Annotated in this window: 13 protein-coding genes; 6 read left to right on the top strand and 7 right to left on the bottom strand. The window is 54.8% G+C overall.

Going from position 1 to position 12556, the window contains the following annotated elements; all coding sequences use genetic code 11:
- The first annotated feature begins 138 nt into the window (after window positions 1–138).
- Genes KO503_RS07575 through KO503_RS07585 form a run of 3 tightly spaced genes read left to right on the top strand, consistent with a single transcriptional unit; the run spans window position 139 to window position 1922 of the window.
- Window positions 139–459 carry a hypothetical protein gene (locus tag KO503_RS07575; protein ID WP_215990920.1) on the top strand — a complete coding sequence of 107 codons (321 nt, stop codon included), beginning with the start codon at window positions 139–141 and terminating at the stop codon, window positions 457–459.
- The gene (locus tag KO503_RS07580) at window positions 460–1236 is read left to right on the top strand and encodes a DUF4336 domain-containing protein (protein WP_215990921.1); all 777 of its coding nucleotides are present in this window, start codon (window positions 460–462) and stop codon (window positions 1234–1236) included. It begins immediately after the preceding gene.
- Window positions 1233–1922 (top strand): NAD-dependent deacylase, encoded by a 690-nt coding sequence (locus KO503_RS07585; RefSeq protein WP_215990922.1) that lies wholly within the window; start codon window positions 1233–1235, stop codon window positions 1920–1922. Before KO503_RS07580 ends, KO503_RS07585 begins: the two co-directional genes overlap by 4 nt.
- A 140-nt stretch (window positions 1923–2062) precedes the next feature.
- Here the strand turns inward: KO503_RS07585 and KO503_RS07590 are convergent, their stop codons facing one another.
- The 3 genes from KO503_RS07590 to rpmB all read right to left on the bottom strand — a co-directional run bounded on the left by KO503_RS07590 (window position 2063) and on the right by rpmB (window position 3406).
- Window positions 2063–2557, bottom strand: coding sequence for a copper chaperone PCu(A)C (locus tag KO503_RS07590; RefSeq protein WP_215990923.1), 495 nt, complete (start codon window positions 2555–2557; stop codon window positions 2063–2065).
- A gap of 47 nt (window positions 2558–2604) precedes the next feature.
- Window positions 2605–2952: a hypothetical protein gene (locus tag KO503_RS07595; RefSeq protein ID WP_215990924.1), complete on the bottom strand. Its 348-nt coding sequence runs from the start codon at window positions 2950–2952 to the stop codon at window positions 2605–2607.
- A gap of 166 nt (window positions 2953–3118) precedes the next feature.
- Window positions 3119–3406: a 50S ribosomal protein L28 gene (gene rpmB / locus KO503_RS07600; RefSeq protein WP_215990925.1), complete on the bottom strand. Its 288-nt coding sequence runs from the start codon at window positions 3404–3406 to the stop codon at window positions 3119–3121.
- Between the two features lie 327 nt (window positions 3407–3733).
- On the opposite strand from rpmB, the gene KO503_RS07605 reads away from it, so the two are divergent.
- Window positions 3734–4384: a PEBP family protein gene (locus tag KO503_RS07605; protein WP_215990926.1), complete on the top strand. Its 651-nt coding sequence runs from the start codon at window positions 3734–3736 to the stop codon at window positions 4382–4384.
- 67 nt (window positions 4385–4451) lie between these two features.
- On the opposite strand, the gene meaB is transcribed toward KO503_RS07605, so the two are convergent.
- Window positions 4452–5462 carry a methylmalonyl Co-A mutase-associated GTPase MeaB gene (gene meaB / locus KO503_RS07610; RefSeq protein WP_215990976.1) on the bottom strand — a complete coding sequence of 337 codons (1011 nt, stop codon included), beginning with the start codon at window positions 5460–5462 and terminating at the stop codon, window positions 4452–4454.
- A gap of 172 nt (window positions 5463–5634) precedes the next feature.
- Between meaB and hrpB the strand changes: the two genes are divergently transcribed.
- Both hrpB and KO503_RS07620 read left to right on the top strand, forming a co-directional pair.
- On the top strand, window positions 5635–8052 hold the full coding sequence (gene hrpB / locus KO503_RS07615) for an ATP-dependent helicase HrpB (protein WP_215990927.1): 2418 nt from the start codon (window positions 5635–5637) through the stop codon (window positions 8050–8052).
- Window positions 8053–8401: 349 nt separating this feature from the next.
- Window positions 8402–9901, top strand: coding sequence for an MDR family MFS transporter (locus KO503_RS07620; protein WP_252730974.1), 1500 nt, complete (start codon window positions 8402–8404; stop codon window positions 9899–9901).
- A 67-nt stretch (window positions 9902–9968) separates the two neighbouring features.
- On the opposite strand, the gene KO503_RS07625 is transcribed toward KO503_RS07620, so the two are convergent.
- The 3 genes from KO503_RS07625 to KO503_RS07635 form a co-directional block, all read right to left on the bottom strand.
- Window positions 9969–10505 carry a metallophosphoesterase gene (locus tag KO503_RS07625; RefSeq protein WP_215990928.1) on the bottom strand — a complete coding sequence of 179 codons (537 nt, stop codon included), beginning with the start codon at window positions 10503–10505 and terminating at the stop codon, window positions 9969–9971.
- 115 nt (window positions 10506–10620) lie between these two features.
- Window positions 10621–11532, bottom strand: a complete 912-nt coding sequence (locus KO503_RS07630) for a LysR family transcriptional regulator (RefSeq protein ID WP_215990929.1) — start codon at window positions 11530–11532, stop codon at window positions 10621–10623.
- A 16-nt stretch (window positions 11533–11548) separates the two neighbouring features.
- Entirely contained in the window at window positions 11549–12553 is a 1005-nt protein-coding gene (locus KO503_RS07635; protein ID WP_215990930.1) for an ABC transporter ATP-binding protein, read from the bottom strand.
- Window positions 12554–12556: the final 3 nt, after the last annotated feature.

Consider the following 12556-nt stretch of genomic DNA (forward strand, 5'->3'; position numbering starts at 1 on the left):
CAATTCTTAGCCTGTCGTCTTTTCCATGCGACGAAGTGGAAATTGAAATGCCCACAGCTTTCAGGCATACTGCGCTTATAGGTTAACCACACATTAGATTTCGCATAAGACGAAGCGGTGTTGGCGAAAGGCAGAGATATGAAAAAGACAGTGCTTATTCTGGCAGCATCTATCGCGGTCTCAGGTCCCGTGATGATCCCAATGACGGCCTCGGCCAGCGCGATTGAGCGGGCGTGCAATGCGTCGGATCGCAAGGCGTCCAATCGAGCTTTATGCGGTTGCATCCAGCAAGTTGCGGATTTCACGTTGAAAAATGCGGACCAACGCAAAGCGGCCAAGTTTTTCAAAGACCCCCACAAAGCCCAAGAACTGCGTCAAGCGGATGGCAGCCACAACGAAGCCTTTTGGAAACGCTACAAGAATTTCGGCGAAACGGCAGCGCAGCATTGTAGCAGCTAGGTGAGCAGCCTGTACGAGCCGCTTGGCACGCTGAAACAGATCGGACCCGAAATCTGGATCGCCGATGGTCCCCCAGTACAATTCTATGGCGTGGGTTTCCCCACCCGCATGACCGTGATTCGTGTCGGCAAAGGCACGCGCAACGTCGGTCTGTGGGTGCATTCGCCCATCGCGATTGATGCGGAACTACAGGTCGAACTGGAAGAGTTGGCCCCCGTGCGGTGGTTGATCGGGCCAAATCCGCTGCATTACGTGTCGCTTGCCACATGGAAAAAGCGCTTTCCCAATGCAGATGTTTATGCCGCCCCCGGCGTGCAAGCGCGGGCGCAAAAGTACAACATCAAGGTGCCCCCCCATGAGGTTTTGACCGACGAGGCCCCTTGGGATTGGGCCAGCGCGATCCGCCAGAGGGTGGTGCATGGGCATAAGTTTTTACACGAGGTGGTGTTTTACCACGAGCTATCAAACACGCTGATTTTAACCGATCTGATTGAAAACTTTGAGCCGCATAAAGTCGGTAAATTCAAAGCCTTGCTGTTTAAGCTTGCAGGCAATGCAGACCCAGACGGCAAAGCGCCGCTGGACATGCGCATGACGTTTAAGAACAAGGCTAAAGCCCGCGCTGTGATTGAAGAGTTGATTTCTTGGGCACCAGACCGCGTGATCATTTCGCACGGGCGCTGGTACACAGAGGATGGCACGGCGGAGCTGAAACGCGCCTTTCGCTGGTTGGGATTGCGGGGCGATGCAGCGCAGAGCGAAGGCGAAGACCTGTGAGTAGCGCGATTTTTATTTTATCGGGCGCAGGCCTGTCGGCGGAAAGCGGTTTGCGGACGTTTCGCGCCACAGATGGGCTGTGGGAAGATCACCGCGTCGAAGATGTGGCCACGCCAGAAGCGTTCAAACGCGATCCCGAACTGGTGCAGAGGTTTTACAACGAGCGGCGTAGGCAAGCGGCGGAGGCCCAACCGAACGCGGCCCATAAAGCATTGGCAAAACTACAGAAAAACCATAGCGCGCCGGTGTATTTGGTCACACAAAACGTCGACGATCTGTTGGAACGCGGCGGCGCAAAAAAGGTGATCCATATGCACGGCGCTGTGAGGGATGCGCTTTGCGCAAACTGTTCACATCGCTGGACCGCACCGCGCGACATGCAAGCAACAGACCCCTGCCCGTCTTGCGGACAGCAGCAAACGCGCCCCGATATTGTCTGGTTTGGCGAGATTCCATACCACATGGATGTGATCCAAGACGCGATTGAGGACAGCGATCTGTTTGTCTCGATTGGCACTTCTGGCACGGTCTATCCGGCGGCTGGTTTTGGCCAAATGGCGCGGCATTTGGGGATCAAAACACTTGAGCTGAACTTGGACGCCTCGAACGCGCCTTTTGATGAGCAACGCCAAGGCAAAGCCAGCGAGATTGTCCCCGCTTGGGTGGAAGACGTTTTGCGCGAGTGATCGGCGATATGGTACGCGCAGATTGATCAACTGCCAGTGGATGGAAAGACACCGCGGAGCCGAAAGGCCTATTCACCATCAGAACGCAAAACGGCACCCCAATGGGATGCCGCTGCATAGTGTTTGAAAATTTTGACGGGCTATTTCGCGTGATCCATAGTGCTGTGGTCCATGTCACCGTGATCCATCGCGCCGTGCTCAGGTGTGCGCTCCAAATCGACGGGGACAGTAACGGTGATCTCGCCGGCTTTCTCGAAGGTCAGCGTGACGTCGAATGTCTCACCTTGTGTCATCGGTCCGTTGAGCCCCATGAGCATCACGTGATCAGCGCCGCGCTCCAACGCGTGCGTGCCCATAGCTGGCACTTCGAAACCATCTTCATCTTTGCGCATTTTCATGATGCCGTCGGCTTCGATATGCGTGTGCAATTCGACCAATTTGGCCATATCAGACGTTGCGCCGATCAAACGATCCTCATCATGGCCGGTGTTTTTGATCACGAAAAACGCGGCGCCGGTTTTAGCAGAGGGGCCGGATGAACGCGCATAGGCGTCTTCAATCGTGATATCGGCAAAAGCAGGCAAAGCGAACAAAGTGGCAGCGAAACCGCCCAGAAGTGTGGATTTAAGGGACATTGCGTCCTCCCAGTATTTGAAATTATCTTTAGATATGAAGAAGATATTTAAACAAAAGGGGGATCACGCGCCGACGCCCCAAGCGCCACAAATGGCGCTGCGGCGGTAATATGAGGTGCGGCATGCACCTCTGATACGACCATAAAGGGCAGCCAGGCAGTCTCATCTGCGGCCACCACAGCCAAAGAGGCCAGCGCACAATCGGGACAAAAATGCGCAACACCTAATGGCTGTCCATCCGCGCTCATCAAAACCGTGACTGCACCTGTGCCCACGCACAACACCATCTCGCCAGAGGCATCGCGCGCCATGCCGCGTGCAGAGGCCATCGCACCAGAGGTGGCGATGATCACGGCGGCAAAAGCAAAGGCCAATATCGGTTTTAACAAACGCATGCCGCTTGATACCGCCTAAGGTGCGGGATTGAAAAGCGACATTTTGCAGCGATTTGAACGATAAGCCAATCAACGCTTGTGACAACCGAATATGAGAAAACCCCGCAGGACGCACCAGCGGGGTTTTAATCAGTCAAGACACCCCATACAGGGCCGATACAAAAGCTTAAGCGGTAGCTTGAGCTTTCGCGATGTCTTTTTTGATTTTCAATGCGTTTGCAGAGAGCTCTTCGTCTTTGGCTTTCGCCATGAACGCGTCAAAACCACCACGGTGATCGACAGAGCGCAGCGCAGCTGCAGAGATTTTCAATTTAAAAGTGCGACCGAGAGCTTCCGACATCAGCGACACGTCGTTGAGGTTCGGAAGAAAACGGCGGCGTGTACGGTTTTTAGCGTGGCTGACATTGTTGCCAGTCATTGGGCCTTTACCAGTCAATTCGCAGCGGCGTGCCATGGGCTTATCCTCGTTTGGTACCAAGACGCGGCGCGTCCTAGAAATTGTTCGTCGTCTATATCATTCGCGCCCGTATGACGGTTTGGCGACAAAGGTGCAAGACCCTGTGTTCAAAAGCCGACAAATAAGACTGATTTCAATAGCCAAGGGCCTGTTTAAAAAACGGGGCCCGAAATTCAGTTTTGGGTGAATAGGAGGAATCGAAAGAGTCGTCAAGACCCGCAAGCCCTGCCCCGCTGCATCTTTTCACACAATTGATCGAATTTGCGCGACAGAACAACACGCGACCTGCGTATATAAAAATGAATAGACAAAAGGGAACGCTTCATGACCTTCACACGCATCACGACTGCCGCCGCGATTCTAACCACTCTCACCGCATTTGGTGCAAGCGCCGAGACCTTTCGCGCCGATGTTTGGGCCGACAATTGGTTTTCCATGTCAGTGAATGGCACGCAGGTGGCCGAAGATTCGGTGTCCATCACTACAGAGCGCTCGTTCAACGCCGAACAATTTACATTCGAGGCCACACGTCCATTCGTGATCGGCGTCACGGCCAAGGACTTTAAAGAAAACGACTCGGGCTTAGAATACATCGGCACAGGGCGTCAGCAAATGGGCGATGGCGGCATCATTTTCCAGATCAAAGACGCGAGCGGCGAGATCGTCTCAGTGAGCGATGCCAGCTGGTCATGCTTGGTCACCCATGTGGCGCCGTTGGAAAAGTCCTGCGAATCCGAAGCCAATCCTGTGGCCGGATCAGGTGCATGCGCCTTTGATATCACAGACGCCCCTACAGGCTGGAACACAACCGATTTTGACGCTTCAGACTGGCAAGGTGCAACGGAGTGGTCCGAAAGAGATGTCAGCCCCAAAGACGGCTATGACCGCGTCACTTGGGATGCAAACGCACAGTTGATCTGGGGGCCTGACTTGGAAACAGACAACACCGTTTTGTGCCGTGCCGTTATCGAATAAATCCTGATTGAATGGCGTTGAGATCAAGCACCAAGGCAAGTTTCCAGCCATAAAATCTCAACGCCAGTCAGGTATGCCGTTCACGCGACATGTCCTTTGCTGGTAAACCTTTCAACGCGTTCAACACCGTTTGCGCGGCAAAGCTGGCAGAGATTTCCCCCTTGGACACCTGCGCCGCATAGCCTTGGATCGCTGATTTCAAAGGCTCGCGGTCCAGCTGCCCCAACAGCCCATTGCGGATGTCTTGCACAAACCAATATTGCGCTTGATCCGCGCGGGTCTGGGCGTAATGGCCTTGCGCTTTGCGCCAATCCACAAGATTTTGCATATCATCCCAAGCCTCGGTCAAACCCGCCTCTTCAATGGCAGACACGGTCGCCGCTTTGGGAAACCCATCAGGATCTTGCGGACGCCGGCGCAACAAATGCAACGCGCCAGCATAGTCGGCGCGGGTGCGCTGTGCGGCAGCTTTCAAATCACCATCAGCCTTATTGACCAAAATCAAATCCGCCATTTCCATGATGCCACGTTTGACGCCCTGCAATTCGTCCCCGCCCGCAGGCGCAAGCAGCAGCAAGAACAGGTCCGACATCTGCGCCACGACTGTTTCCGATTGCCCCACCCCAACGGTTTCAATCAGCACCACGTCATAGCCTGCTGCCTCGCACAACAACGTCGCCTCACGCGTGCGCCGCGCCACGCCGCCCAATTCTGTTTGCGATGGCGATGGCCGGATAAAGGCGTTTTTTTCCCGTGTCAGCAGCTCCATACGGGTCTTATCACCCAAAATGGATCCACCAGATCGCGATGACGAAGGATCAACCGCCAAAACAGCGACCTTCAACCCCTGTTTTACCAGCATCATACCAAAGCTCTCGATAAAGGTCGATTTGCCGACACCAGGCGTGCCAGACAATCCAAGACGTAAAGCCTCGCGCTTTGACTGTTGTACCAATTCCATCAGTTCAAGTGCCTGCACACGGTGATCGTCACGCCCACTTTCCACCAAGGTGATCGCCCGCGCCAAAGCACGCCTGTCCCCTGCCACAAGATTTGTCGCTAATTCTTGAATATCCATACTGAAATCCAGCATCCCTCGCGCAATTTTGCCGAGTGTGCCCCGCATAACGACCCTCTGTCCAGATAGGACTGCCCGTCTGCGGCATTTGGTAAAGTCGCTCAAGCATCCCGCGAACCTCAAGCGCCATGTCGCCCCTTTCCCTCCGCAAATCAATCCCGCATAAAGAGCCATGACCCGAACGACACTCCCCATTGATGCCGTTTTGCCCGAGCTTGTTGAAGCTGTGCAAACTCAAGGCCAAGCTGTGCTGATGGCCCCACCGGGCGCAGGTAAAACCACGCGCGTGCCGCTGGCCTTGTTGCCAGTGGTTTCAGGCAAAATAATCATGCTAGAACCGCGCCGCTTGGCCGCGCGCTCGGCTGCCGAACGCATGGCGGAAACCTTGGGCGAACCAGTGGGGCAGACCGTTGGCTACCGCATGCGCGGAGAGAACAAAACCAACAAAAACACACGTATTGAGGTCGTGACCGAGGGCATTCTAACACGCATGCTACAATCGGACCCCGAGCTTACAGGCGTGGGCGCGGTCATTTTCGATGAATTCCATGAGCGGTCTTTGAATGCCGATCTGGGCCTTGCCTTGATCGTCGAGGTGCGCGGCGCGCTGCGCGATGATCTGGCCTTGGTCGTGATGTCCGCCACCTTAGATGCAGGGCCCGTCGCCGATCTGTTGGGCGGCGCACCGATTGTTACCTCTGAAGGTCGCGCCTTTCCGGTTGAAACCCTTTGGCTGAACAAGCCCGTGCCCAAAACCACCCGTTTTGAGGCCGCCCTCGCTGATCTGGTGATCGAAGCCGTAAGCACACAAGACGGATCGGCCTTGGTGTTTTTGCCTGGTGAAGGCGAAATCCGTCGGGTTGAACAGCATCTGACAGGCCGCGTCCCCAAAGACTGTGCCATCAGACCCCTGTTTGGCGCGATGAAATTTGATGCACAGCGTGCTGCCATCGCGCCTTGCACAACAGGGCGCAAAATCGTGCTGGCGACCTCCATCGCGGAAACCTCACTGACCATCGAAGATGTGCGCATCGTGGTGGATGGCGGGCGGTCGCGGCGTGCGCGCTTTGACCCCTCAAGTGGCATGTCGCGCCTTGTCACCGAACGAGCGTCAAAAGCCGAAGCGGAACAGCGCAAAGGCCGTGCAGGACGTGTCTCGGAGGGTATCTGTTACCGGTTGTGGACGCGCGGCGAAGAAGGCGCGATGCCGATGTTTGCACCCGCAGAAATCGAGGCAGCTGACCTCAGTGGCTTGGCGATGGAGCTGGCCCTTTGGGGCGCATCTGAGGCCGATCTTGCGTTTTTAACCCCGCCACCGCAGGGCCAATTGGCCGAGGCCCGCGCATTACTGCACGGGTTAGGCGCGCTTGATGCCACACACCGTATCACCGCCCATGGTCGCAAAATCGCCGCCTTCCCGCTTCACCCCCGTCTTGCACATATGCTACAAAAAGCAGGCCAGCGGGCTGCAAACCTAGCTGCAATATTGAACGAACGCGACCCGCTGCGTGGGGTCGGCGTGGATTTAGCCTTAAGGCTCTCGGCCCTATCAAATCGCGATGCTCGTGCGGATCGTGGCACAGTGGAGCGCATCAAGCTTGAGGCAAAACGCCTACGTGCAGGTCTGCCCTCAGGCCCCGAGATGTCCTTGGGCGAAATGGCCGCTTTGGCCTATCCCGACCGCATTGGCTTGCGCCGCAAAGGCGACCAAGCGCGCTATATTATGTCAGGCGGTAAAGGCGCTGTGATGGATGACGGCGATGCACTGGCCGCCACGCGATTGGTTGTGATCACCGATACGGACGGCGCGCCGCGAGAGGCCAAAATCAGGCAAGCGGTCGCGCTCACCGACAGTGAATTACGCGGCCTGTATGGTGGCCAAATCGCATGGCAGGATGTCTGCCATTGGGACAAACGCGCAGGCCGCGTTGTGGCCCGTCAGCGTGAAATGTTTGGCGCGCTTACTTTGGATGATCGCCCGTGGAAAGATGCCCCAAGTGCGGCGATTGCCCTTGGGGCTTTGGACGGTATGCGCCAAATTGGGTTGCCTTGGACAGCTGCGGCGCGACGCTTTGCGGCCCGCGTGGCACTCATGGGCGACGGCTATCCAGATATGTCTGAACAAACACTTTTGGACACACTGGAAGACTGGTTATTGCCGCATCTCAAGGGGGCCAAAACCGAAGGCGAATTGCGCGGCTTTGACACCACAGAAGCCCTGCGCGCGATGTTGGACTGGTCCCAGATGAACCGCCTTGACACCGAAGTGCCGGGGGCCTTTACCAGTCCCATGGGGCGCAAGCTGCCTATCGATTATTCCGGCGAACATCCTGAAATCACAGCGCGAATTCAAGAGATGTTCGGCACCACGCGTCATCCCACTGTGGGACCGCGCCATGTGCCACTGAAAGTGGTTTTGACCTCGCCTGCCCATCGCCCGATACAGGTAACGATAGACATCCCGAACTTTTGGAAAACCTCTTACGCCGATGTGCGCAAAGACATGCGCGGGCAATATCCGCGCCACCCTTGGCCAGAGGACCCTACAGTTGCCGATCCAACCCTACGCGCCAAACGGCGCGGGACGTAAAGCGTGTTAAGGGTTTGATAAAGACTGTGACAGGCGCATGCGTGCAAATGTGACAACAAATTATGACCTAAGCCGAGTTTTGTGACGGGGCATTAACCTTAATCGATTAAAGGTTCATCTGATTGTTTGGGGCGTTCCAATAGCATCGCACCTAAACTCACGATCATCATAACCAGCTAAGCTGGTCGGGCACCATTCGCGGTTTATGATGCTGGCAAAGGTCGGAAGTGTCAAAAATAAAGGAATGGCATCACAATGTGTAAATTAAAATATAAAAATGTGCCATTGACACATATGTGACATTAGCATACTCATACACTCCATCGTCGCCATCACATGGATGCCCGCAATGCCTTCTGCTGCACCGCTCGCTACCCTTTCCCGTCGTCGCAGGCTTCTTATTTATGTATTTATGATGCTGGCGCTGTTCATGGCGACGCTGGACAATCAGATCGTTTCTACGGCGCTCCCCACAATTGTTGCGGAATTGGGATCGATTGAGCGCTTCGGCTGGGTCAGCGCCGCGTATCTGTTGGCGCAAAGTGCGATCATGCCCGTCTATGGCAAGCTGGGCGACTTGTTCGGGCGAAAATATGTCATGATGTTCGCGATCTCGTTGTTTGTCATCGGATCGTTAAGCTGCGGATTGGCATGGTCGATGGAAAGCCTGATCGCCGCGCGTGTTTTGCAAGGCTTGGGCGGCGGCGGCATTATGGTGTCGATTTTCTCAATCAATGCTGATCTTTTCGCCCCACGTGAACGCGCAAAGTATCAGAGTTTTTCCAGCCTGGTGTTGATGGCATCTGGTTCCATCGGGCCAACACTGGGCGGGCTTATGAGCCAATATTTAGGCTGGCGCTCAATTTTCTTAGTGAATTTGCCGATCGGGATTTTGGTGCTGACCAGCATCTTTTTTTTACTGCCCTATGTGCGTCCGAACCGCCAACCGAAAATCGATTATGCTGGGGCCACGACCTTAGCAATCACGATTGGATTGATCGTATTGTGGGCTGATGGCTCGCAGATTTTCGGTGGGATGTTTACACCAGTCACCTTTGGTATTTTGGGGCTGGCCACCGTATCTGCAATCGTTTGGGTACGTATCGAACGTCGCGCGCCAGAACCGATCATCCCGCTGAGCCTGTTCAATGATAAGAACTTTCCGCTCTTGCTGATTGTAGCGCTCACGTCGGGTGGTGTCGGCATTGGCCTTGTCAACTATCATGCGCTGTTTTTGCAAATGACCACAGGTCTGTCGCCTGCGCATGCCGGTCTGTTCTTTATCGCCATCACCGGTGGCATCGCTGTTGGTTCATTGACGGCTGGCCGTTTGATCGCGCGGACCGGTCAATACAAGCCATTTTTGATCACCGGCACCACCCTGTCTGTCCTTGCCTTAATCGCAGTGTCACAAATTCAGGTGGGAACGTCGCTTTGGGTGGTCGGAATCGTGCTGGCGGTGAGTGGGCTTGCGATTGGTCTCGCGCAGCAATCACCGATCATCGGTGTGCAATTGATTGCGCCGCAAGCCGATATTGGCGCGGCAACAAGCGCGGTGACCCTGTGCCGAATGGCGGGGGCTTCATTGGCCATTTCAACCTATGGGGCAGTTCTGTCAGCGCGGTTGATGGCAGGGGGCGATGGCGTAATAGGCGTGCCCGACCCCTCTAGCCTTTCGCCCGAGGCGCTTGCTGATCTGCCGGACACAAGCCGCATCGCAGTCAGCATTTTGTTTTCCAATGCGTTCACATGGCTTTACATGGTGGCTGCGGGGCTGTCGATGATAGGGCTGACTGCAGCGATTTTGCTGCGACCCACGACCATGCCTGTGAGCGAGCAGTCCAGCTAAACAGGCCATTTCTGGTCGCTCAGCACGGCCCAAAGGCAGGCACAGCAGCGCGCGTGAGGGAAACCAATCAGGTCACCTGTGCGGCTCGCAAGCGTGGGGTGCTGTGCGCGATTAACGCGTCTAAGTTTAGAGGCTTATAATCAGTCTGCTCAACGCTCACGCAAATATGCCGCTCTGTCGGTGCCGGTTTCGTGTGTAAATGGCCATGAATGTTCATGGCAAATCGTTCACCAAGACCACTGCGCGCGCATAGGCTGATTGGCAAATGAGTCAACACCATCTTTGTGGCCTCAAGAACTTTCCATAGAGATATAGACTGGAACACTTGCGTCAATTCGTGGTCAAGCGGGTTATCGTGATTGCCAAGGATCAAGTGCTTGCGCCCTTTCAACCGCCCCAACATTTTCCAGCCGTCTCCTCCATAGACATCCCCCAAGTGAAAAACGGTGTCATCTGTGGCAATGAGATCATTCCAGTTGTCTGCAAGGCATTCATTCATCTCGCTCACGGTCCGAAATCCGCGTGATGTTTTTCCTTGCGCCAAACCCGTGTCAATAAAGCTGCTGTCTCCGAAATGCGTGTCGGAGATAATCCATGTCGTCATATTCTAGTCCTTATGCGCAGATGTCGTGCTGGGAGGGAAAAGAGAGGCGCTGCATCAAAGCCATCCTGCGCTATCGGCATCCAAGCAGCCCCTGCGCCACTGTCGCGCCTCGCCCCTATGCATCGCTGGTTTGTTTCGCGCCGTTGCGTATTTTCTTGGCCAAATACTTGGCAAGTTTCGCTGCCGCGGGGGACAAGGTACGCCCGTGCAGTTTTACCAATCGAATATTTGCCGGTTTCATCTTTGTGATTTTAAGCAAAACTGCTTGTGCGGCGTCATCTTCGCTTTGCTCGTATAGTGAAAGGCCAAAGGTGATAAGCCCGCCACTGCGACAGGCGCTGGCGATAGAGGCATAGGTGTTGCTTTCAACTGCCGGCGACAAGAAAGCATTTTCGCGATTGGCCTGCTGATCCAGCATAAGTCGCAAGCCTGATCCCTGCGGGGGCAATACAATTTGATGTTTGGCTATTTCTGAAATAGACACCTCGCCTGCCGCCGCCAGCGGATGCTGGGCGGAAACCACGGCAAAGATCTCTTGCTCTGCCATACCCAGCACTGACAAATCCGAATGATCGGGCAAGTTTAGGCATAAGCCAATGTCGGAATGAAACTCTTGCAAATCCGCCAGTGCGCGTACGGAGGACGAATGGTTCAGCGCCACAGTCACCTTTGGGTTTTTCTGCTGGAACTTCGCCAAATGCACCGGCAGAAAGCTTTCCAAAACGGATTGGCTGGCACAAATTCGCACATGGCCGCTGGTCGCTTTTTTGATTGCCTGCAATTCGCCGCGCACTTTTTCCAGCTCGGCTAATTGCGCGCGGGCGTGGACCGCAAGATATTGCCCTGACGGATTGAGGCGGAGTCCCTTGGAAGTGCGCTCGAACAGATCCACGCCGAAATGCGCCTCAAGCGCCAGAATTTTACGGCTCAACGCAGAGGGGGTCATAGACATGTGTTCCGCAGCTTTGCGGATCGAGCGAAACTGCACAATTGCGTCGAGAATTTTCAGATCATTGAAGTTTTGCATAGGAAAATCGCCGTTTTCACGCCAGCAACGGAAAGACGTGTTCCGGCAGAATATTTAAACCCACATCCCCCATTTCCTGAGGTCTGGTTTCAGAAAAAAAGGTCAGGCTTTGCCCTTTTATTTCCACTTTCACTTCGAAACGCCCGTCGATGAACACCATGTCTTGAACTTTCGCGGCGTGCTCAGCTTGCCCCTGTACGATTTGAACAGCATTGCGCGGGACCAAAAGCCAGTCGGATTTTCCATCGGCGTTGGCATGATAGGCATCTGAAGTGAAGAAATCGCGCGGCACGATATTGCCAGCGTTGACAAACTTTGCCGTCTCTACTGTGGTGGGGCGTGTGAAAATATCCAAAGGGGTGCCCACTTGTTGGATTTGCCCCGCCGACATCACGGCAATTCGATCCGACAGAATTTGTGCTTCACGCCGATCATGGGTCACATTGATACAGGTCAGCCCGAATTGCTTGGCGAGCTTGCGGATTTCGTGCCCCAGATCGTCACGCAAATTGGAATCAAGGCTGGCCAGAGGCTCATCAAGCAAAATCACTTTGGGCGAAAGCGCCAGCGCACGCGCAATTCCCACCCTTTGTCGCTGTCCGCCAGACAACTGGCGCGGGTATTTGCCCGCATGGGCAGACATCTGCACCTGCCCCAAAACCTCGGCAACGCGCTTTGCCATATCGCTTTTGTTCCAACCGTAGCTGCGCAGCGGAAAGGCAATATTTTCATCAATCGTAAGGTGGGGCCAAAGCGCATGATCTTGAAAGACGAAACCGAATTGACGCGCTTGCGTAGGGACAAAAGTGCCGCGCGCAGGGTCGTCCAGCACGTTGTCATTATAAGACAGCTGCCCGCTTCCCGCGCGATCCAATCCTGCAATGATGCGCAGTAAGGTCGATTTCCCACAGCCCGATTGCCCCAACAGCGTGACGAATTCGCCTTCTTCAATGTCGAGGTCGATACCCTTCAAAATCTCGGTACGACCAAAGCTTTTATGCAGGTTATGTATATTAATCATGGA

The sequence above is a fragment of the Pacificibacter marinus genome, from assembly GCF_018860505.1.
Taxonomy (GTDB): domain Bacteria; phylum Pseudomonadota; class Alphaproteobacteria; order Rhodobacterales; family Rhodobacteraceae; genus Celeribacter; species Celeribacter marinus_B.

Bases quoted from the DNA above. Each gene is read 5' to 3' on its own strand.
- KO503_RS07590 (WP_215990923.1), bottom strand. From the start codon at position 2,557: ATGTCCCTTAAATCCACACTTCTGGGCGGTTTCGCTGCCACTTTGTTC.
- KO503_RS07630 (WP_215990929.1), bottom strand. From the start codon at position 11,532: ATGCAAAACTTCAATGATCTGAAAATTCTCGACGCAATTGTGCAGTTT.
- hrpB (WP_215990927.1), top strand. From the start codon at position 5,635: ATGACCCGAACGACACTCCCCATTGATGCCGTTTTGCCCGAGCTTGTT.
- KO503_RS07595 (WP_215990924.1), bottom strand. From the start codon at position 2,952: ATGCGTTTGTTAAAACCGATATTGGCCTTTGCTTTTGCCGCCGTGATC.
- meaB (WP_215990976.1), bottom strand. From the start codon at position 5,462: ATGGATATTCAAGAATTAGCGACAAATCTTGTGGCAGGGGACAGGCGT.
- KO503_RS07575 (WP_215990920.1), top strand. From the start codon at position 139: ATGAAAAAGACAGTGCTTATTCTGGCAGCATCTATCGCGGTCTCAGGT.
- KO503_RS07605 (WP_215990926.1), top strand. From the start codon at position 3,734: ATGACCTTCACACGCATCACGACTGCCGCCGCGATTCTAACCACTCTC.
- rpmB (WP_215990925.1), bottom strand. From the start codon at position 3,406: ATGGCACGCCGCTGCGAATTGACTGGTAAAGGCCCAATGACTGGCAAC.
- KO503_RS07620 (WP_252730974.1), top strand. From the start codon at position 8,402: ATGCCTTCTGCTGCACCGCTCGCTACCCTTTCCCGTCGTCGCAGGCTT.
- KO503_RS07635 (WP_215990930.1), bottom strand. From the start codon at position 12,553: ATGATTAATATACATAACCTGCATAAAAGCTTTGGTCGTACCGAGATT.
- KO503_RS07625 (WP_215990928.1), bottom strand. From the start codon at position 10,505: ATGACGACATGGATTATCTCCGACACGCATTTCGGAGACAGCAGCTTT.